This window comes from Flavobacterium fluvii (assembly GCF_900129545.1).
GTDB classification, from domain to species: domain Bacteria; phylum Bacteroidota; class Bacteroidia; order Flavobacteriales; family Flavobacteriaceae; genus Flavobacterium; species Flavobacterium fluvii.
In genome coordinates this window covers 1,218,920-1,242,374 of record NZ_FQWB01000001.1, presented here as the reverse complement: position 1 = coordinate 1,242,374, position 23,455 = coordinate 1,218,920, and the positions used below count along the sequence as shown (strand labels likewise).

Genomic DNA, 23,455 nt, shown 5'->3' with positions numbered 1-23,455 from the left:
AGTATTTATTTACTTATTTTTCTTTGAATCTCACCCAAGATATAAATATAATCTTCCTGGTTTTTTACGAAATCCCGATCCGAAACATCAATAATCAAAACATTCAAATCCGTTTGTGATTTGATGTAATCCAAGTAGCCACCATTGATTTTATCCAAATAATCCGCCGGAATATTTTGCTCGTAACTTCTGCCTCTTTTCTTTATATTCTCCAGTAAACGCTCCGTATTTTGATATAAATAAACATACAAATCCGGTTTTGGCATTTCCTTGTAAACAATATCAAACAGCGTTTTATACAACCTAAACTCGTCTTCCTGAAGCGTTACTTTGGCAAAAATCAGCGATTTAAAAATATGGTAATCGGCCACGATAAAATCCTTGAACAAATCAAATTGGGCCAAATCATCCGACAATTGTTTATACCTGTCGGCAAGAAACGACATTTCGAGCGGGAAAGCGTAGCGATTTTGGTCTTCATAAAATTTGGGTAAAAACGGATTGTCGGCAAAACGTTCCAAAACCGTTTTGGCATTAAAATCTTCGGCTATTTTTGCAGTCAAGGTTGTTTTTCCTGCTCCAATATTCCCTTCAAAAGCAATATAGTTGAATTGTTCCAAAGGAATCGAATCCAATGGATTTTTCAAATTTTGCACCACGGTACAAACACTTTCATCTGGAGATGTTGCCAGCAATTCGGCTATTTTCTTATGCAAAACAGGATGTTTCCAATCTAAATTCAAGTCCAGCATTGGCAGCAGCACAAACTTCCTGTTTTGCATCAACGGATGCGGAATTTGGAGAGTTGCAGAATCGATAATTTCAAAATCGAAAGTAATCAAATCAATATCGATTATTCGGGATTGATAGTTTAAAGTTTCACCACGAACTCGCCCCAATTGTCTTTCAACATTCAAAACTTGCTCCAATATTTTTTCTGCCGATGCAAAAGTATGAATGACCAAGGCGCAATTATAAAAAGCATCGCTTTCAAAACCCCAAGACGGTGTTTCGTACAACTTTGAAACCCTGATTATTGTTCCAATTTCCTGATGAATCAGTTGCAGGCAAAATTCAATATTTCGAAGACGATCGCCCTGATTGCTGCCTAAAGATAAAACGACTTGATGTTGTGATTTCATATTAAGCACAAATTAACTAAAACAATTTTAGAATAGAACTATATTTGCCAAGCTGTTGATAACTAAATTTTCCGTTTTTAAAACTTGAATTTGTAACACATCAACCCCTTTTGCTACTTATTAAAAAAATACAATTATGAAATTTTTAGGAAATGTTTTGGCAACAATAGTCGGTCTATTCGTTTTTTTAATGCTGTTCTTTGTTGGATTGATTCTCATCGCGGCTATTTTTGGTGGTGAACCAGAAGCTGTGGAAGTAAAAAGCAATTCAGTTATCGAATTGGACTTGAAACACATCAAAGATGATTATGCAGGAAAATACAAAAACCCATGGATGACCATTTTATCCGATGGGGAAAAAATTGGACTTTCGGATATTATCAACGCCATCGAAAGCGCCAAAACTGATGACTACATCAAGGGAATATCAATTTTAAATAACGAATCCGAATTGGGAATGGCACAAAGAAAAGCCTTGCGAGATGCCTTGGAAGATTTCAAAAAATCAGGGAAATTTGTTATGGCTTACGCCAATTCCTATTCACAAAAAGAATATTATTTGAATTCTGTTGCCAATACAATTTACCTGAATCCAGTTGGCGATTTCGATTTCAAGGGATTATCGGCCGAATTGATGTTTTTCAAAGATTTACAAGAGAAATCGGGTGTGAAAATGGAAGTCATTCGACACGGCAAATATAAAAGTGCCGTGGAGCCCTTCTTGGAAAATGAAATGAGCGATGCCAACAGGGAACAAACTTTGGCCTTGTTGAATTCGGTTTGGAGTTCCATAATCGGAGACATTTCCAAAAGCAGAAATATCTCAGTGACAAAATTGAACGAGATTGCCAACGGACTTTTGGCTCGAACTCCCCAAATGGCAAAAGCTGAAAAATTGGTAGATGTCGTGGCCTACGAAGATATTTATCACGATGCCATTCGAAAAATTTTGAAGGTGGAAAAAGACGAAGATTACAACAAAGTAGATCTTTTGGACTATACCAGAAAAACAGTTACAACTTCTGAAAATTTTGAAGTCAAAGACAAAATTGCCATTATCTATGCACAAGGTCAAATTATGAGCGGCGAAGGTGACGTGAACACCATTGGCGAAGGCTCTATGCGTCGCTCGCTGATGGAAGCTCGAAAAGACAAAGACGTAAAAGCCATCGTGCTTCGAATCAATAGTCCTGGTGGAAGTGCCTTGACATCGGATTTGATTTGGAGAGAAGTCGAATTGACCAAAAAAGTGAAACCCGTAGTGGTTTCCATGGGGAATTATGCCGCTTCCGGCGGGTATTACATTGCTTGTAATGCCAACAAAATTTTTGCCGAAAACAACACCATTACCGGATCAATAGGCGTTTTTGGAATTTTGCCGAATTTCACCCAATTGGCTACAAAAATTGGCATCCACACGGAACAAGTGAAAACCAATGAAAATGCTGCTGAATACAGCCCTTTTGTACCAATGGACGAAAAATTCAAAACCGTCACTCTTGAAAGTGTCGAGCATATATACAAAACATTCGTGTCACACGTTGCACAAGGACGAAAAATGACTTTTGCACAAGTGGACTCCATTGCGCAAGGTAGAGTTTGGTCAGGTTCCGAAGCAGTAAAAATAGGACTTGTCGATAAAATTGGTGGTTTGGATGCCGCCATAAAAGAAGCAGCCTCTTTGGCAAAAACAAAACAATACAATACTCAAAACTTCCCGGAATTTGAAAAAGACATCAATGATCTTTTGCAAAATTTACCGTTTGCAAAATCTAAAGAATCTTATATAAAAGAAGAATTAGGTGAAGAAACTTATAGAATAATGGAACAAATTAAAAAAGTCCAATCTCAAAAAGGAGTTCAGGCAATGATGCCTTTTGAAATCAACATCCATTAGAACATCGCCCATTTTACTAAAAAATCCGTTTGAGCAATTGCTCAAACGGATTTTTTAATTCCATAAAGTTAAAGTATTCCTTATAAAAAAGATTCCTGAAAACACTAAATTATAAAAAGACTACGTTTGTATAAAAACATAAGGCATTATTTTTGTTTCGATTTTTGCATCTAAAGAAAACAATTATGACAAAGAAAATTTTAAAAATTGGTGGAATCGTGATTGTTCTTCTTGTAGGAACTTTATTTGCTGCCCCCTACTTGTTTAAAGACCAGATAAAAGCCAAAATTGCACAAGCCATCAACGAGAAAGTTGACGCCAAAGTCTCTTTTGCAGATGCTGACTTGAGTTTGTTCAAAAATTTTCCCAATGCGAATGTGACGATAGAAAAATTGGTCATCATCAACAAAGCTCCTTTTGAAGGCGACACTTTGGTTTCCTTGGGCGAATTGAATTTGCAACTATCCATCAAGGAACTTTTCAAGGGAGAAAAGGAAACGATGAATATTGACGGAATCACTTCGAAAAACGGTTTGATCAACATCATCTTCAATAAAGATGGATTGGCCAATTATGACATCGCCCTGAAAGACGACAAACCGGCAGCCGATGGAAAAAGCAAGCCATTGTCGTTAAAAATCCAGAATTATAAAATCGAAGATTTCCAATTCCGATATTTGGACGAAAAGTCGAAAATAAAAATGGTCATCGATAGTTTAAACCACGAAGGAACAGGAGATTTTGCCGCCCAAAAACTGGACTTGGACACCAAATCGACAGCCAAAATAGTGCTCTCGATGGACAAAGTCAATTACATGAAAAATGTTTCCATCAGTCTGGATGCGGTTTTGGGAATCGATTTGAAAAACAGCAAATACACTTTCAAGAAAAACAAGGCCTTGATCAATCAATTGCCAATAGAATTGGATGGATTTATCCAAATGGTCGAAGGCGGACAACAATATGATTTGACATTCAAAACGCCCACTTCCTCCTTCAAAAACTTCTTGGGACTTATTCCAGCGGCTTATTCATCGAGTTTGGAAAACGTAAAAACGACTGGTGATTTTACCGTGGCTGGTTTTGCCAAAGGATTGTATTCGGACAGAACCGTTCCTAAATTCAATATTGAAATTGCTTCCAATAACGCTTCTTTCCAATATCCAAACCTTCCAAAATCGGTTAAAAATATTGTAATCGATACCAAAATTATCAATGAAACGGGGATTTTGAACGACACTTACATTAATTTGGACAAATTGTCTTTCGCCATTGACCAAGACGTTTTCAATGCCAAAGCCAATATTCGAAACATTACCGAAAATGCCTTGGTAGATGCCGCATTGAAAGGAACCATTAATTTGGGGAATTTGTCAAAAGCTTATCCGATAAAATTGAGCAAACCTTTGTCCGGGATCCTAAAAGCAGACGTGACCACCAAATTTGACATGCAATCCGTTGAAAAAAGCCAATATCAAAACATCAACAATGCAGGAACAATGAGTTTGTCCGGCTTTAAATATGTGGATGAAAACGGCAAAACAATGACCATCAGCAATGCTTTGGTCCAGTTTAATCCAAGTCAAGTCCATTTGAAACAATTCAACGCAACGACCGGAAAAAGCGACTTGAGCGTGACGGGAGTTTTGGAGAATTTCTATGGATTTATGTTCCGAAACCAAGAATTGAAAGGAAACTTCAACATGACTTCCAATCAATTGGCCGTTGATGATTTTATGACAACGGGAAAACCTTCCAAAGCAGAAACAGACCAGAGCGACAGCGAACAGGCGAAACCAACCAAAAAAGCGGAAGCCATGAAGATTCCCGCTTTCTTGAATTGCACGCTCACCGCAAAAGCCAACACGGTTTTATACGACAATTTGACCTTGAAAGATGTTTCCGGGAAATTGATTGTCAAAGACGAAAAAGTCACTTTGCAAAACGTGAAATCTTCCATTTTCGGAGGAACGATTGGCGTAAACGGCGCCGTTTCAACCAAAGGAAAAGTACCGATTTTCAATATGGACTTGAATTTGAACCAAGTGGATATTGCACAATCGTTTACCCAACTTGACATGTTGAAAAAAATTGCACCAATAGCCGGAATCATCAATGGAAAAATCAATTCGACCATGAAATTCAACGGAAATCTTGACGCAATGGAATTGACTCCCGATTTGAATTCGCTTACCGGAGATTTGTTGGGGCAACTGCTTTCGACTACCGTAAGTGCCCAAAATTCGACTTTGCTAAACGCATTGGGTTCTAACTTGAAGTTCATTGACATAAGCAAAGTCAATTTGAATGATTTGAAAGCTGCCGTGACTTTCAAGGATGGAAAAGTAAACGTAAAACCATTTGACATCAAATACAAAGACATCAAAGCGACAATTGGCGGAACACACGGTTTTGACCAAAGCATGAATTACAACCTGAAATTTGATGTTCCCGCCAAATATCTTGGAACGGAGGCGAATGCCTTAATCGCGAAACTATCTCCAGCCGATGCCGCAAAATTGGAGAACATCCCAATAAATGCGCTGATGACGGGAAGTTTCAGCAGCCCAAAAATTTCGACAGACATGAAAGGCGCAGTCACTAATTTAACCAATCAATTGGTGAAACAACAAAAAGAAAAAGCAATAAAACAAGGCAGTTCAGCATTGACCGATTACATTAATAAAAACACGAAAAAGCCAAGTGACACCACTAAAACTGCAACTCCCGCAACTAATGAAGATGTAAAAACAAAAGCCGCCGATTTGCTGAATGGATTGTTCAACAAAAAGAAAAAACCGGCAGAAGAAACTAAAACACCTTAGAGTGTTTCATAGAATCAAAAAAGCCTAAAAGTATTTAATCTTTTAGGCTTTTCTTTTATACGTTGATTGTTACCACATATCCTTCGAAACTGCGGACATTAAAAACCGTGCCGTCATCAAAGAGCAAATATTGCCCTTTTATTCCGGTTAACTTCCCTTGAAAATTGGGTGTTTTGTCCAAACTTAGGCTGTTTATTTTTTTTGGGTATTCCAAAACAGGGAAATGCATTTCGTATAAATCATTTTTCTCGGAGTAGAAATATTCCTGTACTTCAGTGGGAATCCAATTTTGGACTTTCAATTTTTCGGCGATTAAATCTACTTGTTCCACATTATTTTGCAGCATCTTACGCCAATTCGTTTTGTCTGCAAAATGATTTTTCAAAGCCACCTCCGTTATTCCCGCCAAATAACGATTCGGTACTTCCACGATAGAAATAGCTTGGGTTGCACCTTGATCAATCCATCTTGTGGGCATTTGAGTTTTTCTGGTCACCCCAACTTTTATTTCGCTTGACAAAGCCAAATACACAATATGCGGTTGCAATTGCACTTTTTCCTCATAAACCAAATCACGGTCTTGAATACCCAGATGCGCCGTGCTCAATTCCGGTTTCATAATCCAGTCTCCAACAGCTGGACTCGAGTAAAAACAGTCATAACAAAACCCTTGACGATATATCTTTTTCTTTTTGCCACAATTCAAACATTGATAGCCCTGAAAAGAAATTTCGACATTCTTGTTGAGTAATTGATTTACATTCAAAAAACTATTCTCAAAAACCAGATAATATTGAATTGGGTTCGCAAACTCGGTTTGCATTTTGGTAAGTGTTCCTTCGTAGGTCATTTTGGATTGAGAATTAGGAATTATCTGTTAGGAAATCTATATTTTTTTATTATTTTTGATAACGATGTAAAGTTAGTATTTGTTAGTCGATAATCAAATTGCGAATCCTAATTCTAGCACTAAAAATCTAAATCAGAAAAATGCCAATAACTGTCATTAATTCGTTTGCTTCTTGGGTTCTCAAACAAAGAATCCATCAAATAGAACTTTTCTTGAAGTACCCAAATGAAGTTCAGGAAGAATTACTGATGAATTTGATTCGAGCATCTGAAAACACGGTTATAGGTCAACAATATGGCTATGAATGCATTCATTCCTACGCCACTTTTACCGAAAGAGTTCCCGTTTCCACCTACGAAGAATTGCAGCCTTTGATTGAACGTACCCGAAAAGGCGAACAAAATGTTTTATGGGAAACTCCGATAAAATGGTTTGCCAAATCCAGCGGAACGACCAATGCCAAAAGCAAATTTATCCCCGTAAGCCCTGAAGCATTAGAGGATTGTCATTACAAAGCGGGCAAGGATTTATTGTGCATGTATTTGAACAACAACGAAAATTCAGAAATGTTTACAGGAAAAAGTCTTCGCCTTGGTGGGAGTTCCCAAATTTATGAAGACAACAATACTTCCTTTGGCGATTTATCGGCCATCTTGATTGAAAATATGCCACTTTGGGCAGATTTCAGCAGCACTCCAAACAAGGAAATTTCGCTGATGAGCGATTGGGAAACCAAACTTCCCGCTATAATCAATGAAGTCAAAAATGAAAATGTAACCAGTTTTGCAGGTGTTCCGTCTTGGATGCTGGTTTTGATGAACAAATTACTCACGGAAACGGGCAAAGGAAATTTACTGGAACTTTGGCCAAACCTTGAAGTATATTTTCACGGCGGAGTGAATTTTGAACCGTATCGGGAACAATATCAAAAAATATTGCCTAAAAAAGATTTCAAATATTACGAAATATACAACGCCTCTGAAGGATTTTTTGCCATCCAGGATTTGAATTATTCCAGCGATTTGTTGCTGATGCTGGACTACGGGATTTTCTATGAATTCATTCCGATGGATACTTTTGGGACTCCGAATCAAAAAACCATCCGATTATCGGAAGTGGAACTTTTTAAAAATTATGCCATTGTCATTACCACAAATTCCGGCTTGTGGCGTTACATGATTGGCGACACTGTTCGTTTTACTTCCTTGAGTCCGTATCGAATTCGGGTAACCGGCAGAACCAAACACCACATCAATGTTTTTGGCGAAGAACTGATGGTCGAAAACACCGATCAAGCCATTGCCAAAGCCTGCCAAATTACCGGAACCGAAATGGTCGATTATACCGTTGCGCCAATTTTCATGAAAGACAAGGAAAAAGGTGCCCACGAATGGATTATCGAATTCAAGGAAAACCCAACCAACCTTGCTCTTTTCCAAAAAGTACTGGACGAAACTTTGCAATCCTTGAACTCCGATTACGAAGCCAAACGATTCAACAACATGACGTTAAATCCTTTGATAATCAATATCGCCAGACCCAATTTATTTTATGATTGGCTAAAAGAAAAACACAAACTAGGCGGTCAACACAAAATTCCGAGATTGTCGAACGAGAGAGATTATTTGGAACAATTGAAAAAAATGCAGTCTATCGTGCATCATTAAAAATAAAAAAACTGCTTCTGATAGTTTTACATTTTCACTACTTTTTAGCTTGGTCTGATTTTTTTAAATAATGAATTGAAAAAAATATTACAATCAACAAAACTATGCAATACTTTTTATATTTTTTTTACTTCTAAGTGCGTAGAAAAATCTAAAAAAATTATTTCTAAATAAATCATAAAAAGTATGTATTCATTATTCTCTTAATCTAAGTTCTATCATTAATTAGACTTAGGTTAGTGTAAAAACATGGAAAGGTTTTCAAAAAAACATAATTTACAAAATACCTTTAAGCACACATAAACAAATAAAAAAGCTCAAAAAAAGTACATTTTTGAGCTTTTCCTTTTTGTAGTTTTTAACAAGTGTTGACACCTTGAAATTTGAAAAAGGTGAAGATTTTGTAATTCAATTGGCATTTCTTGGACTTTCTTAAGTCGTTTTAAAAGTACTTCAAACTTAATAAAAAGATTCAAATTTTCCATTTGCACAATAATCTAAATAAATTGATTATTCTTTAACATTCTTGCATTTTTTTAATTAACTTTATTAGATATCTCTAAATCAATTAATTATGAAAAAAATACTACTTTTTATTTTATTTCCATTTTTTTGTTTTGGACAAACACAAATAGGAGCCGACATTGATGGAGAAGCCGGTAATCTTTATAGTGGTTCTAGTGTTTCGCTTTCCGGCGACGGAAGTATCGTGGCCATTGGAGCTACTCAACAATGGACTTTTGGCGAGAATTCAGCATCCGTTAGGGTCTACAAAAATGTTTCAGGTACTTGGACACAAGTGGGAGCCGACATTGATGGTGAAGCCGCTGATGATGGTAATGGATGGAGTGTGTCGCTTTCCAGCGACGGTACTACTTTGGCCATTGGAGCTCCTGGAAATGATGGAAATGGTAGTTTTTCAGGATCAGTTCGTGTCTACAAAAATGTTTCCGGCACTTGGACACAAGTGGGAGGCGACATTGATGGAGAAGCCGCTGGTGATTGGAGTGGTTCTAGTGTTTCGCTTTCCAACGATGGAAGTATCTTGGCCATTGGAGCACTTACTAATAGTGGAAATGGTACTTATTCAGGATCAGTCAGGGTCTATAAAAATGTTTCTAATACTTGGACACAAGTGGGAACCGATATTGATGGAGAAGCAGCGGGTGATTGGACTGGTAATAGTGTTTCGCTTTCCGGCGACGGAAGCATCTTGGCCATTGGAGCTCCACAAAATGATGGAAATGGTGCTGAGTCAGGATCAGTTCGTGTCTACAAAAATGTTTCCGGCACTTGGACACAAGTGGGAGGCGACATTGATGGAGAAGCCGCTGGTGATAGTTTTGGATCGAGTGTTTCGCTTTCCACCGACGCTACTACTTTGGCCATCGGCGCTATAGCCAATGATGGAAATGGTTTCAATTCAGGATCAGTCAGGGTTTATAAAAATGTTTCCGGCACTTGGACACAAGTGGGAACCGACATTGATGGAGAAGCCGCTGGTGATCAAAGTGGCAGTGTTTCGCTTTCCGGCAACGGAAGCATCTTGGCTATTGGAGCTACAAACAATGGTGGCAATGGCAATGGTTCAGGATCGGTCAGGGTCTACAAAAATGTTTCCGGCACTTGGACAAAAGTGGGAACCGACATTGATGGAGAAGCCGCTGGTGATGAAAGTGGCAGTGTTTCGCTTTCCGGCGACGGAAGCATCTTGGCCATTGGAGCTCCAGGCAATTATGGTTTTACGGGATCCGTCAGGGTCTATGATTTATCGGCTGTTTTAAGTTCAGACAGTTTTGTATTGGCTAATTTTTCGGTGTATCCCAATCCGGCTTCAGGGACGGTGACCATCAGTTTTCAGGAAGATTTAATTCTGGAAAAAGTAAATGTTTACAACACTTTGGGACAATTGGTAAAAACAGAAAAAAGCACTAGTATTTCCATGAGCTCTTTAACCAATGGAAGCTACTTTTTTGAGGTAATCACCAATGAAGGAAAAGCCACCAAAACCATAATCAAAAAATAAATCAACGTCCCTCTAGTACACACAAAAAAGCCTTGACCCCAAAGAATCAAGGCTTTTATATTCTAGTTTGCAGTTTTTACTCCTGCATCATATCAATATGTCTGTCGTGGTAGCCCAACAAGTATAAAATACCGTCAAGACCAAGGCTAGAAATAGATGTAGCCGCATTTTCTTTTACTTTTGGTTTCGCATGAAAAGCGATTCCCAACCCTGCCAAATTCAACATAGGCAAATCATTAGCCCCATCACCCACTGCAATGGTTTGGTTGATGTGTATGCCTTCTTTTTCGGCTATCGCTTTTAAATATTCAGCTTTCTTTGCTCCATCGACAATTTCGCCTATATACTTCCCTGTCAGTTTACCATCTTTAATTTCCAATTCATTGGCGTGAACATAATCAATCCCCAATTCCTTTTGCAAATAGTGACCAAAATAGGTGAAACCTCCAGACAAAATAGCCGTTTTATAACCGTAATATTTCAAGGCTTTCATCAAACGATGTGCTCCTTTGGTTATCGGTAAATTTATGGCAACATTATGCAAAACATCTTCGCTCAAACCTTCCAGCAAAGCCATACGCTTTTTGAAACTTTCGCTAAAATCAATTTCGCCGTTCATCGCCGATTCGGTAATGGCTCTAACTTGTTCGCCAACACCAGCCAATTCAGCCAATTCATCAATTACTTCAGTTTGAATTAAAGTCGAATCCATATCAAAACACACCAAACGTCTGTTTCTTCTATACATATTATCTTCTTGAAAAGAGATATCTACATCTAATTCTCCAGAAATTTCCATAAAACTGGCCGTCATCAACGTTTTATCGACAATATCTCCAGTCACGGATAATTGCACGCAAGAACGAGGATATTCCTCTTTCTCCACTACAGAAGTTCTACCCGTTAATCGTATGATGGAATCGATATTCAAATTTTGGTCTGACATTATTTTGGTCACGGCAGCCAATTGCACGGCGGTCAATGTTTCTCCCAAAACATTGATGATATAGCGTTGTTTGCGTTGTCCTTTTACCCAAATTTCGTAGTCAGGAATGGAAATCGGAATAAATTTCACCTTAATCCCCAATTCATAAGCTTTGAACAATAAATCTTTCAAAACTGGCCCTGAAGAAGACCCTGTTTTTATTTCAAACAAAATACCCAATGATAATGTATCGTGAATATCAGCTTGACCAATATCCAAAATAACGGCATCATAAGTTGCCAATATGGATGTCAACCCAGCTGTTACCCCAGGTTTATCCTGACCAGAAACTTTTAACAAAATAATCTCTTTATCTCCTATTGCCATTTTTACTTGTTTTGATTTACGATGGGCAAAAATCGACAATCTATTGCTCATAAAAAAGAATATCTGATGTTTTTTCACAAAGAGTAAAAAATAGAAAACCCGACAGCTTTTTAAAAACTGTCGGGTTTGGAATTCAATAAACCAAAAAATTTAAGAAGCGATTTCCAATCGTTTCAATAAATTTCTGTTCAATGTTTCTTTGGCGTAATCCACGTCGATATGCAATACTTTATCATCAGAACTTGGCAATTCATACATGGCATCTGTTAAAATAGCTTCACATAATGAACGCAATCCACGAGCTCCCAATTTGTATTCCAAAGCTTTGTCAACGATAAAATCCAAAGCTTCGTCCGTGATGCTAAATTCAACCTCATCCATCAAAAACAATTTTTTATATTGCTTGATTAAAGCATTTTTAGGCTGCGTCAAAATCGCTCTCAAAGTTTCCCTATCCAAAGGATCCATATGAGTCAATACTGGCAAACGACCAATAATCTCAGGAATCAATCCAAAGTCTTTGATGTCTTTTGGAATAATGTATTGCAACAAATTGTCTTTGTCGATATTGTCAGCATTTTTAGAAGTAGAATAACCCACAGCCTGACGATTCAAACGTTTTGAAATGATTCGCTCAATTCCGTCGAAAGCACCACCGGCAATAAACAAAATGTTTTGGGTGTTTACCTCAACGAATTTTTGATCCGGATGTTTTCTTCCTCCTTTTGGTGGAACATTTACCACAGTTCCTTCCAATAATTTCAATAAAGCCTGCTGCACTCCTTCTCCAGACACATCACGAGTGATGGATGGATTGTCGCTTTTGCGGGCAATCTTGTCAATTTCGTCAATGAAAACAATTCCTCTTTCGGCTTTGGTCACATCATAATCGGCAGCCTGCAAAAGACGTGTCAAAATACTTTCGACATCTTCTCCCACATAACCGGCTTCTGTCAATACCGTTGCATCAACAATAGCCAAAGGAACATCCAACATTTTCGCAATGGTTTTAGCCACCAATGTTTTCCCGGTTCCAGTTTGGCCTACCATAATAATATTGCTTTTTTCAATCTCTACCTCGTCGTGCAATTCTTGTTGCATCAAACGTTTGTAGTGATTGTAAACCGCAACCGACATTACTTTTTTGGTTTGGTCTTGGCCAATTACATATTGATCCAAAAAAGCCCTGATCTCTTTTGGCTTTTTCAACACCAAATCGGTTGGCAAATGAGCCTTCCCGCTTGATTTTAATTCTTCTAATACAATTCCATGGGCTTGTTCGATACATTTATCACAAATGTGTGCATCGATTCCGGCAATCAATAAATTGGTTTCCGGTTTTTTTCTTCCGCAGAACGAACATTCTAATTTTGGTTTTGCCATCTTTTTAGATTGCAGATTTTAGATTTCAGATTTCAGGTTGTAAAAATTGCGGCCTGAAATCCGAAACCTGTTATCTAATTTAACTTCTTCTCAACACTTCATCAATCATTCCATATTCTTTGGCTTCATCAGCTTTCATCCAATAATCGCGCTCACTGTCTTTGTGTACTTTATCGAAAGTTTGTCCTGAATGATGCGAAATGATATTATATAATTCGTCTTTTAGTTTCAACATTTCACGCAAGTTGATTTCCATATCCGTTGCAACACCTTGTGCTCCTCCTGATGGTTGGTGGATCATCACTCTTGAATGCGGCAATGCTGAACGTTTTCCAGCTGCTCCTGCACATAAAAGAACTGCTCCCATAGAAGCGGCCATTCCTGTACAAATCGTGGCAACGTCTGGTTTGATGTATTGCATCGTATCATAAATTCCCAATCCTGCATAAACGCTTCCTCCTGGAGAGTTCAAATAAATTTGAATGTCTTTTGAAGCATCGGCACTTTCCAAAAACAATAACTGCGCTTGAACGATGTTGGCGATTTGATCATCAATTCCTGTTCCCAAGAAAATAATTCGGTCCATCATCAATCTTGAAAAAACGTCCAATTGAGAAATATTCAACTGACGTTCCTCAATAATATAAGGTGTCATGTTTGTTGGATTCATTGCTGCCACGATTTTGTCGTAGTACATTGCGTTTACACCTTGGTGTTTTGTAGCAAACTTTTTAAATTCTTTACCGTAGTTCATATTTATTTGTTCTAAGTTTTAGTTTATATATTGTAATTTAATTTATCAAAGGTCGTACCTCTTTACAAATGATGCCAATATGTCTTAATTCTAAGTTTTACAAGAACTTTAAAAAAAAGAGCGCCAAAAAAATAATCTTTTTGACGCTCAAATATACTTATTTTTTTTAGAAATTATTCTCCGTAAGACGCAGCAATAAATTCTTCGTAAGTCACTTCTTTAGTTGTTGGATTTGCTTTCTCTTTGAAGATTTCCAATAATTTCTCGGCAACTACTTGGTCTGAAAGTCTTTTTACTTCTTCCTGGTTAGACAAAACTCTTGCAACAATCCCTTGAACTTCTTCGTCAGTAGGATTGGTTTGCCCGAATTGTGCCATTTGATGACGAATGTTTTTAGTTGTAAAAGTTTTCAAATCTTCAAAAGTGATTTTGATATCACTTTGTGCCAATGCTTTCCCTTCAATTAATTGAAAACGCAATCCCTTTTCAGAACGTGCATATTCTACTTCAGCTTCTTCTGGAGATAATTTTTTCTCCCCTACAGTTTGCAACCATTTTTTCAAAAATTCAGCCGGCAAATCGAATTTGGTGTTTTCGATTAAAAACTCGGTTACATCACCCAATAATTTTTGGTCTGCTTGCTGAGCGAATTGAGCCTCGGCATCTTCTTTGATTTTTGCTTTCAAGTCTTCCAATGAAGCCACGTTTCCTTCACCGAACAATTTGTCGAACAATTCTTGATTCAATTCAGCTGGCTCAGAAACGGTGATTGCTTCGATAGTAAAATCAACATCGATTGCCAAACCGTGAACATTATCGTGACCTACTTTCAAATAATCCATCAATTGATGATCATCTTCGAATAAACCTTTTGTATTTACAGTCACAACATCACCTACTTTTTTACCAATAAATTTATCGGCAGTTGCTTTGTCTTTGAAAACTGACAATGAAATGCTAGTAGTATTTCCGATTCCTTCTGCTTCGTTGGTAAAAACACCTTTCAAATCAGCACCTTCTACAACAACTTCTTGAGGAATTGCATTTCCAAATTGTTTTTGTATACGCTCTACTTGTCCGTCAATTAATTTATCATCAGCTGTAACTACATATTTTACGATGTCGTTTTTAGCATCCAAGTCAATTTCGAAAGATGGAACCAAACCAATTTCATATTCAAAAACCAATTCTTCAGCATCCCAATTGAAGTTTTCGTTTACTTTGGCAAGAGGAGTTCCCAAAAGATTTAATCTTTCCGATTGAACATAACGCTCTAAAGCCAAATCAACCACTTTTTTAACTTCTTCTTGTTTGATTGCTTTACCATATTGTTTTTCAACAAGGTCTTTTGGCACAGCCCCTTTTCTAAAACCTTTTACGGTTGCCAAAGGCATTTTTTCGTTTATTCTTTTTGCTACTTGACCTTTGTAATCTATGTGAACAACTGTCATTACAATTGTTTCGTTTACTGCGTCTAATGCTACTCTTTTAATATCCATCTTCTTCGTTTATTTACATAATAAAATTGGGTTGCAAAATTATAAAAATTTTACAACCCAAACAAGTTTTTAATCTATTGAATTTTAGCTCCTTATTTGCACTTCAATTCAGATTCTTTTCTTCCTCTAATCTCCCACAATTTTATACATAATAGACTGTGAAATAGACAACACGACACTAAAAAGCAATGCCGTCCAAAAAGAATCCACACTAAATCCGCCCACTATATTGGTACAAAGCAAGATGATTATGGCATTGATGACCAATAAAAACAAACCTAATGTAAATATGGTAAATGGCAGAGTCAATAATACAAATATGGGTTTTATAAAAATATTGAGCAATCCCAAAACAATTGCAACAAGCAATGAGGTAACAAACCCCGCAACATGAACACCTGTCATAAAATGGGCAATAAGCAACACCAAAACTGAGGTAACGAGAATTCTGGTAAGTAATTTCATAAGTGTTTTTTATTTCAAAAGTATAAAATAATTATTTCAAAAACGAATTCGTTATTTCATAAAAGAGTTTTGGATTTTCGGCGTGAAGCCAATGACCTACATTCGGAATGGTTTCTATCCTGGAATCCGGAAAATGTTGCTGGATGTTTTGGAAATCTTCATCGAGAATATAATTGGAATTTCCGCCACGAATGAAAAGCGTCGGTTTATTGAAAATGGCATTCTCCGGAAGCGGCTTTCCTATTTCGTCCATTTTTGCATTGAAAACGGCCAAATTAAATCGGAATGCCAATTGTCCCGGCTCTTGCCAATACAAACTTTTCAACAAAAACTGCCTTGTTCCAAAATCGGTTATGTGTTGCGACATAATTTCTTCAACTTCGTTTCGGCTTGGTTTTTTGGAAAAATCGACTGCATTCAAGGCTTCAAAAATAATTTGATGATGTTGCGGATAGAATTTTGGACCAATGTCGGCAACTATTAATTTTTCGACCATTTCAGGATACTGTGCTGCAAAAAGCATTGCCGTTTTCCCACCCATCGAATGCCCGATGATACTGACTTTTTCCAAATTATTGGCTTTGCAATAATCAAAAACATCCTGCGCCATTATTTCATAATTGAATTCTTCGGAGTGAAAACTCTTGCCGTGATTGCGCAAATCCAACAAATGCGCCTGAAATCCATCGGCAGCAAATTGCGTTCCCATCGTTTTCCAATTGTCGGACATTCCCAGAAATCCGTGGATAATCAGGAGTGGCTTGCCCGTACCTTCTATTTTTGAATAAATCATTTTAATTTAGAATTTAAAAATTGTTAACCACATAAGGCATATAAGTTCATTTAAGGTTTGACTCGATAGTTTATCTTATATGGTTTAAACAATTTATATCATAAGAAATATAAGTTTTAAGAATTGCAATTTCTCTACAACTTAAATGAACTTATATGGTAGAAAATCATTTCAGTTTTTGCAAATACATATTGACCACATTGTCCAATCCAAGGTAGATAGCTTCGGAAATAAGTGCGTGACCAATGGAAACTTCCAATAAACCCGGAATGTTTTGATGAAAAAACTGGATGTTGTCCAAACTCAAATCGTGCCCTGCATTAATCCCCAAACCTAGCTCATTGGCCAAAACTGCCGACTTCACGTAAGGATCAATTCCGTTTTTGTTTCCCAAACCATATTGATGCGCGAAAGCTTCCGTGTACAATTCGATTCTTTCGGTTCCAATAATTTTGGCTCCTTCAATCATTTCGAGAACGGGATCCACAAAGATGGAAGTCCTGATTCCGTTTCTTTGAAATTCCTGAACCATTTCGATTAAAAAATCTTTATGTTTTATGGTGTCCCAACCTGCATTTGAAGTTATGGCATCGACGGCATCGGGCACTAAAGTAACTTGTTCCGGTTTTATTTCGAGAACCAAATCAACGAAGCTTTTTTCGGGATTTCCTTCAATATTATATTCGGTGTAAACTATCGATTTCAAGTCACGGGCATCCTGATAGCGAATGTGTCTTTCGTCCGGTCTTGGATGAATGGTGATTCCTTGTCCACCGAATTTCTGGATATCGGCAGCCACTTTTAACAAATCTGGAACATTTCCACCACGAGCATTTCGCAAAGTGGCTATTTTGTTAATATTTACACTTAACTTTGTCATTGGATTAATTTATTGAGAATAATTTTTAGAACCTTAAGCTGCAAAAATACAAAGTTAAATTAGCTGTAATTGTATAATTTTGATTATTTTGCGTCAAATATTTTGAATTGATTATGACTGAAATTACAAACTATATTACCAATGATTTCAAAGCTATTGAAAGCCAAGACAGTATCTCGGTTGTTCAAGAGTTTTTTGATGAATTGACTTTTTCCCATTTCCCCGTAATCGAGGAAGAAGTGTACATTGGCAGTATTGCTTCCGAAGATATTGAAACTTTTGACGGCTCTAAAAAAATATCCGATTACAAATATTCCCTCGAAGGTTTTTTTGCCAGAAACAATATGGCTTGGCTTGAAGTTTTGGAGGTTTTTGCAAAAAACAACACCAACCTGGTTCCTGTTTTGGACGATAAAAACAAATATATCGGCTATTATGAAATGGGCGACATCATCAAATTTTTTAGCGAAACCCCTTTTTTATTCGAGTCGGGAAGAATTATTGTTGTCAAAAAAAGACAAGCAGATTATTCGTTAAGCCAAATTACCCAAATCGTGGAAAGCAACAATGGCAAAATACTTGGTTTGTTCGTGTCTGGCACTGATGTGGAAAACATAGAAGTAACCATAAAAATAAATATCGGCCCCATAAACGAAATCATCCAGACCTTCAGAAGATATGACTATGAAATTATGTCCGAACACAACGAAGACAATTACATCAACACATTAAAGGAACGCTCCGATTATTTGGACAAATATCTTAATATCTAACAAACCAACTTGATGAAAGTAGCCATTTACGGGAAATACTATCTAAACAGCACCGAACCGATCATAAATGACATTTTTGTGTTTTTCAACAAAAATAATGTAGAAATGATTATCGAAGCTGAATTCTTGATGATACTACACGAAAAAAAAATCATCGAAAAAGAATACAAGACTTTTTCTTCCCATAAAGAACTAGACAGCAGTTTCGACATGCTCATCAGCATTGGAGGGGATGGAACTATTTTGAGAGCCGCAGCTTTGGTACGAAATTCAGGCGTTCCAATTTTGGGAATAAACGCAGGAAGACTGGGTTTCTTGGCAACTGTGCAAAAAGAAAACATCGACGAGTTCATGCAATTCATCATTGACAAGAAATACACCATTTCCAAAAGAACATTGTTGAGCCTAACGTGCACTCCAACCAATGAAGCCATCGAAGAACTTAATTTTGGAATGAATGAAATTTCCGTTAGCCGAAAAGACACCACTTCCATGATTACGATAGAAACCTATTTGAACAACGAGTTTTTAAATTCGTATTGGGCCGACGGCTTAATTATTGCCACTCCCACAGGTTCTACCGGCTACTCAATGAGTTGTGGTGGACCAATATTGACTCCAGACGTGAGAAGTTTCGTCATCACTCCTATTGCGCCTCACAATCTCAATGCCCGTCCGCTAGTGGTTCCCGACGAAACGGAAATCAGATTAAAAGTTTCAGGAAGAGAAGAAAATTACTTGGTTTCATTGGATTCCAGAATCACGTCCGTGAAAAACGAAACCATATTGGTTATCAAGAAAACGCCTTTCCAAATCAACATGGTGGAAATACCAAAAGAAACTTTCTTGAAAACCCTTCGAACCAAATTATTTTGGGGAGAAGACAGAAGAAACTAAATCATTCTTACTGTTCACCATACGAATACGCTTGTTTTTTCCGTTAAAGTGTTTTCGAATCAATTATTCACTTCATTTAGTGTCAATTATTCAATAAAACACACATTTAATCCAATGGGTATTGATTCGTGTTGATTATTATTATATTTGCACGCAATTTTTAATTAAATGTATAAATTATTTCATCTATTGTTTTTGCTTTTTTTTTGTACAATGAATGCCCAAATTAACGAGTTGGGTGTTTTTGTAGGCGGAAGTAATTATGTTGGTGATGTTGGGCTTACCACCTATATTGCACCCAACGAACCGGCTCTTGGAATTCTTTACAAGTGGAACAAAAGCCCTAGACATTCCTACCGTTTTTCGTACACGCAATCAAAAATTTCAGCCAATGATCTTGATTCAAAAGAGCCAGGCAGAAATCAAAGAGGTTATCGTTTTGAAAATAATATAAAAGAAGTATCTTTAGGCCTTGAATTTAATTTTTTCGACTTCAATTTACACGAAGCCAAAAGAAAAATAACGCCTTATGTGTATTCTGGAATAAGCTATTTCAGGTACGATGGATTGTATGTTTCGTCAGGAGAAACGTTTAAGAATTCAGACGCTGGTTCCATGGCAATTCCAATGATTTTAGGAATAAAATCAAATGTTTCGCCATATTTTGTAATAGGCTTGGAAGTTGGAACAAGATATACCTTTACGGACAACTTGGACGGAAGCAATCCAAAGGATGAAAATTTGTTGAAATTTGGAAATATAAATAACAATGATTGGTACGTTTTCACAGGGCTAACGCTAACTTATACTTTTGGAATCAAACCCTGTTATTGTGCAGAATAAAAAATGAATTTACTAGATAAAATAGACACTACCAATTTACCCAAACATTTGGCCATCATTATGGACGGCAATGGTCGTTGGGCAAAAAAACAAGGATTATTAAGAACTCTTGGACACGAAAGCGGGACAAAATCCGTAAAAGAGAACATAAAGACTTGTGCCAGATTAGGCATAGAGTTTCTTACCTTGTATGCTTTTTCCACCGAAAACTGGAACAGGCCAAAAATAGAGGTCGAAACCCTGATGAAAATCTTGATAAGAGCCCTGAAGAAAGAGCTTAAAACCCTTCAAAACAACAACATCAAACTAAACGCCATTGGCAATTTAGACAAATTACCAAAATCAGCACAGAAAGAACTTCTGGACGTAATGGACAAGACCAAAGACAACACCAGAATGACCTTGACACTGGCATTAAGCTACGGTTCTAGGGAAGAAATCGTAAATGCTGTAAGAAACATAAGCGATAAAGTTAAAAATAATATAATTTCAATAGACTCTATTGACGATTCAATTATAAATGAGCATCTTTACACGCAAAATTTACCAGAGGTAGATTTATTAATACGAACAAGTGGAGAGCATAGAATAAGTAATTTTTTGTTATGGCAAATTGCCTACGCAGAATTATATTTTACTGATATATTATGGCCAGACTTTAAAGAACAAGATTTGTATGAGGCTATCATTAGTTATCAAAAAAGAGAGCGTAGATTTGGAAAAACAAGTGAACAAATTAAATAATTTTTTAGTGTTACAAAAAAGCATAAAGATAGTCCTTAGCCTCTTAATTTTTGGCAGTTTTTCTCAAATTAAAGCCCAAGAAAGAATCCCTTTTGACCAAGGAAAATCATACATTCTAGCCAAAGTTGACGTAGTGGGCAAAATAAGTTTCAACGCCAATACCGTAGTAACTTTTGCCGGTCTTGAAAAAGGACAAGAAATTACCGTTCCCGGAGAACAAATAAGCAATGCCATAAAAAAATTAGGAAAACTGGGTCTCTTTGACGAAATCTCTTTTTATGTAAATAGAGTTGAAAATGACAGCATTTATCTTGATTTGCACGTTGAAGAATTACCTAAATTAAATGAAGTAAAAATTGTAGGAGTTCCTAAAAGTAAAATTGAAGGTTTAATAAAAGACAATGGCCTTACCAAAAGCAAAGTAGTCAATGAAAACTTGATCACAACCACAAAAAACTACATCGAAAACAAATACAAAAAAGATGGTTTTTTCAATACCAAGGTAACCATAAATACCGTTATAGACACTGCAGAAGTTAACATGGTTAACATGGTTGTAAAAATCGACAAAGGAGCAAAAGTAAAAATCAAGGACATTGATTTTGTGGGCAACAAGGAGTTGAAAGACGAAACCTTGCGCGCCGCAATGAAAGATACCAAACGAAAAACCCTTATCACTCTAAAAGCATCCAAATTCATCAAATCGAAATACGATGATGACTTAGTAAAAGTAGTTGATGCTTACAAAGAAAGAGGATACAGAGATGCGAGAATTGTTTCTGATTCAGTAGCCTACAACAAAGACATCAATGCTTTGATGATTAAAATAAAAGTCGAAGAGGGTAACAAATATCGTTTCGGAAATATCAAGTTTCTTGGAAACACGGTATACTCAGATGAAGCGCTTATCGGTTATCTAGGCGTCAAAAAAGGAGACACTTACAACGGCGTGCTTCTTGAAAAAAGAATCGCGGATAAATCCAAACCCGATGGTGACGACATTACCAATTTATACCAAAACAACGGTTATTTGTTCTCTACCATCAATGCAGTGGAAACAAAAACAGCCAATGACTCCATCGATTTTGAAATTCGAATTACCGAAGGACCAATCGCTTATTTCAACAAAATTACGATTACTGGAAACGACAAAACCAATGACCACGTAGTTTACAGAGAATTAAGAACCAAACCGGGAGAAAAATACAACAAAGAATTACTGATAAGAACCATTCGTGAAATTGGACAATTAGGATTTTTTGATCCTGAAACCATTGAGCCAAAATTCAAAAACGTGGATGCAGCGGCAGGAACGGTAGATATCGAATATCCATTGACCGAAAAAGGGGCCAGCCAGATCGAACTTCAAGGAGGTTATGGCGGAGGCGGTTTTATTGGAACTTTAGGATTGTCCTTTAATAATTTCTCGGCAAGAAACCTGTTCAAAAAAGAAGCCTACAAACCTCTTCCCATGGGAGACGGACAAAAAGTATCCTTGAGACTGCAAGCAAGTTCATATTACAGAACCTACAGCGCATCTTTTTCAGAGCCTTGGTTTGGAAAACAAAAGCCTGTAAATCTTACTACCTCTGTTTCTTATACAAGTCAGTTTTACAACAACTTTCAAACACAAAAAGTGGACAAAAGCAGAAGTTTCAACATCTTGACACTTTCGGCAGGTATTTACAAAAGACTTACGATTCCTGATGATTATTTCGGATTGTCGCAAACCATCAGTTACCAACATTATGATTTGCATAATTACAATACCGGCTTGTTTACATTTGGTGATGGCGCCTCAAGAAACTTGGCTTACACCATCGGTTTCTCCAGAAGCAACAAAGGGGTCAACCCGATATTCCCGACCTATGGTGCCGAATTTAGTTTGGTTGGTAAATTTACCCTTCCTTACTCTTACTTTAACGGAGTGGATTATGCCACATTAGGCAATCAAGAACAATATAAATATACTCACTCAGGTGCCTCTTATGTTGGTGGTAATGGAGTAATGGTTAACGATGGTGATTATTTGGAAGCCGTTCCAAGCGCAACAAACCCAACACCAAGTAGCGTTGCCAATTATCAAGATGCTGCTGCCGATCCTGCAAAAGTGGATCAAGAGAAATACAAATGGTTAGAATATTACAAAATAAAGTTCAAAGGGGATTGGTATACAAAAGTTTATGGTAAATTAGTACTCCGATCTTTGGTAGAATACGGATTCTTGGGAGCATACAATAAAGACAGAGGCATCATCCCTTTCGAAAGATACTTTTTAGGTGGAGATGGAATGGCAAATTACTCCATGGATGGTAGAGAAACCATAGCCTTGAGAGGATATCCAAATAGTTCATTGACTCCTATAAATGATAAAGGGGAACCAATTGGAGCAACTATTTACAACAAATATTCATTGGAATTGCGATACCCAATAACCTTGAAAGCATCGGCATCCATTTATGCTCTTACTTTCTTGGAAGCAGGTTCGTCATTCGACACGTTCAAAAATTACAATCCATTTGCTTTAAGCCGTTCGGCGGGAGTTGGATTAAGGGTATTTATGCCTGCATTTGGATTATTGGGAATTGATTTTGGTTATGGTTTCGATGGATTACCGCAGCCAAATGGAACATTGGGTTCAAAACCAAATGGATGGGAAACGCATTTTATTATTGGGCAACAATTTTAAAAAAATGATATAATTT

General features: G+C 37.1%; 18 protein-coding genes. 9 read left to right on the top strand and 9 right to left on the bottom strand.

Annotation, left to right across the window (positions count from 1 at the left end; translation table 11 throughout):
* Positions 1-5 precede the first annotated feature (5 nt).
* The gene (gene folK, locus BUC16_RS05040; protein WP_073368397.1) at positions 6-1,142 is read right to left on the bottom strand and encodes a 2-amino-4-hydroxy-6-hydroxymethyldihydropteridine diphosphokinase; all 1,137 of its coding nucleotides are present in this window, start codon (positions 1,140-1,142) and stop codon (positions 6-8) included.
* 136 nt (positions 1,143-1,278) lie between these two features.
* On the opposite strand from folK, the gene sppA reads away from it, so the two are divergent.
* Both sppA and BUC16_RS05030 read left to right on the top strand, forming a co-directional pair.
* On the top strand, positions 1,279-3,039 hold the full coding sequence (gene sppA, locus BUC16_RS05035; protein ID WP_073368395.1) for a signal peptide peptidase SppA: 1,761 nt from the start codon (positions 1,279-1,281) through the stop codon (positions 3,037-3,039).
* Positions 3,040-3,224: 185 nt separating this feature from the next.
* On the top strand, positions 3,225-5,864 hold the full coding sequence (locus tag BUC16_RS05030) for an AsmA-like C-terminal region-containing protein (RefSeq protein WP_073368394.1): 2,640 nt from the start codon (positions 3,225-3,227) through the stop codon (positions 5,862-5,864).
* Positions 5,865-5,919: 55 nt separating this feature from the next.
* On the opposite strand, the gene BUC16_RS05025 is transcribed toward BUC16_RS05030, so the two are convergent.
* Positions 5,920-6,714, bottom strand: a complete 795-nt coding sequence (locus tag BUC16_RS05025) for a DUF2797 domain-containing protein (protein WP_073368392.1) — start codon at positions 6,712-6,714, stop codon at positions 5,920-5,922.
* 140 nt (positions 6,715-6,854) lie between these two features.
* Here BUC16_RS05025 and BUC16_RS05020 point away from each other — a divergent pair, with 140 nt between their 5' ends.
* Positions 6,855-8,381, top strand: coding sequence for a GH3 auxin-responsive promoter family protein (locus BUC16_RS05020; RefSeq protein ID WP_073368391.1), 1,527 nt, complete (start codon positions 6,855-6,857; stop codon positions 8,379-8,381).
* 574 nt (positions 8,382-8,955) lie between these two features.
* Complete coding sequence (locus tag BUC16_RS05015) at positions 8,956-10,407, top strand: T9SS type A sorting domain-containing protein (protein ID WP_073368389.1); 1,452 nt, start codon at positions 8,956-8,958, stop codon at positions 10,405-10,407.
* Positions 10,408-10,483: 76 nt separating this feature from the next.
* Here the strand turns inward: BUC16_RS05015 and serB are convergent, their stop codons facing one another.
* The 7 genes from serB to BUC16_RS04980 all read right to left on the bottom strand — a co-directional run bounded on the left by serB (position 10,484) and on the right by BUC16_RS04980 (position 17,493).
* The gene (gene serB / locus BUC16_RS05010; RefSeq protein WP_073368750.1) at positions 10,484-11,719 is read right to left on the bottom strand and encodes a phosphoserine phosphatase SerB; all 1,236 of its coding nucleotides are present in this window, start codon (positions 11,717-11,719) and stop codon (positions 10,484-10,486) included.
* Between the two features lie 150 nt (positions 11,720-11,869).
* Entirely contained in the window at positions 11,870-13,102 is a 1,233-nt protein-coding gene (gene clpX / locus BUC16_RS05005; RefSeq protein ID WP_073368388.1) for an ATP-dependent Clp protease ATP-binding subunit ClpX, read from the bottom strand.
* Positions 13,103-13,181: 79 nt separating this feature from the next.
* The gene (gene clpP, locus BUC16_RS05000) at positions 13,182-13,856 is read right to left on the bottom strand and encodes an ATP-dependent Clp endopeptidase proteolytic subunit ClpP (protein ID WP_073368386.1); all 675 of its coding nucleotides are present in this window, start codon (positions 13,854-13,856) and stop codon (positions 13,182-13,184) included.
* A gap of 173 nt (positions 13,857-14,029) precedes the next feature.
* Positions 14,030-15,355 (bottom strand): trigger factor, encoded by a 1,326-nt coding sequence (locus tag BUC16_RS04995; protein WP_073368385.1) that lies wholly within the window; start codon positions 15,353-15,355, stop codon positions 14,030-14,032.
* A 126-nt stretch (positions 15,356-15,481) separates the two neighbouring features.
* Entirely contained in the window at positions 15,482-15,820 is a 339-nt protein-coding gene (locus BUC16_RS04990; protein WP_073368383.1) for a phage holin family protein, read from the bottom strand.
* A gap of 31 nt (positions 15,821-15,851) precedes the next feature.
* Positions 15,852-16,613, bottom strand: a complete 762-nt coding sequence (locus BUC16_RS04985; RefSeq protein WP_073368381.1) for an alpha/beta fold hydrolase — start codon at positions 16,611-16,613, stop codon at positions 15,852-15,854.
* A gap of 166 nt (positions 16,614-16,779) precedes the next feature.
* Positions 16,780-17,493 carry a pyridoxine 5'-phosphate synthase gene (locus BUC16_RS04980; RefSeq protein ID WP_073368380.1) on the bottom strand — a complete coding sequence of 238 codons (714 nt, stop codon included), beginning with the start codon at positions 17,491-17,493 and terminating at the stop codon, positions 16,780-16,782.
* A gap of 113 nt (positions 17,494-17,606) precedes the next feature.
* Here BUC16_RS04980 and BUC16_RS04975 point away from each other — a divergent pair, with 113 nt between their 5' ends.
* From BUC16_RS04975 to BUC16_RS04955, 5 genes are all read left to right on the top strand, one after another.
* On the top strand, positions 17,607-18,266 hold the full coding sequence (locus tag BUC16_RS04975) for a CBS domain-containing protein (protein WP_073368378.1): 660 nt from the start codon (positions 17,607-17,609) through the stop codon (positions 18,264-18,266).
* A 12-nt stretch (positions 18,267-18,278) separates the two neighbouring features.
* Positions 18,279-19,163 carry an NAD kinase gene (locus BUC16_RS04970; RefSeq protein WP_073368377.1) on the top strand — a complete coding sequence of 295 codons (885 nt, stop codon included), beginning with the start codon at positions 18,279-18,281 and terminating at the stop codon, positions 19,161-19,163.
* Between the two features lie 168 nt (positions 19,164-19,331).
* Entirely contained in the window at positions 19,332-20,006 is a 675-nt protein-coding gene (gene porG, locus BUC16_RS04965; protein ID WP_073368375.1) for a type IX secretion system protein PorG, read from the top strand.
* 3 nt (positions 20,007-20,009) lie between these two features.
* Positions 20,010-20,750 (top strand): undecaprenyl pyrophosphate synthase, encoded by a 741-nt coding sequence (gene uppS / locus BUC16_RS04960; protein WP_073368374.1) that lies wholly within the window; start codon positions 20,010-20,012, stop codon positions 20,748-20,750.
* Entirely contained in the window at positions 20,683-23,439 is a 2,757-nt protein-coding gene (locus BUC16_RS04955) for a BamA/OMP85 family outer membrane protein (RefSeq protein ID WP_073368372.1), read from the top strand. The genes uppS and BUC16_RS04955 overlap by 68 nt, the downstream gene beginning before the upstream one ends.
* Positions 23,440-23,455: the final 16 nt, after the last annotated feature.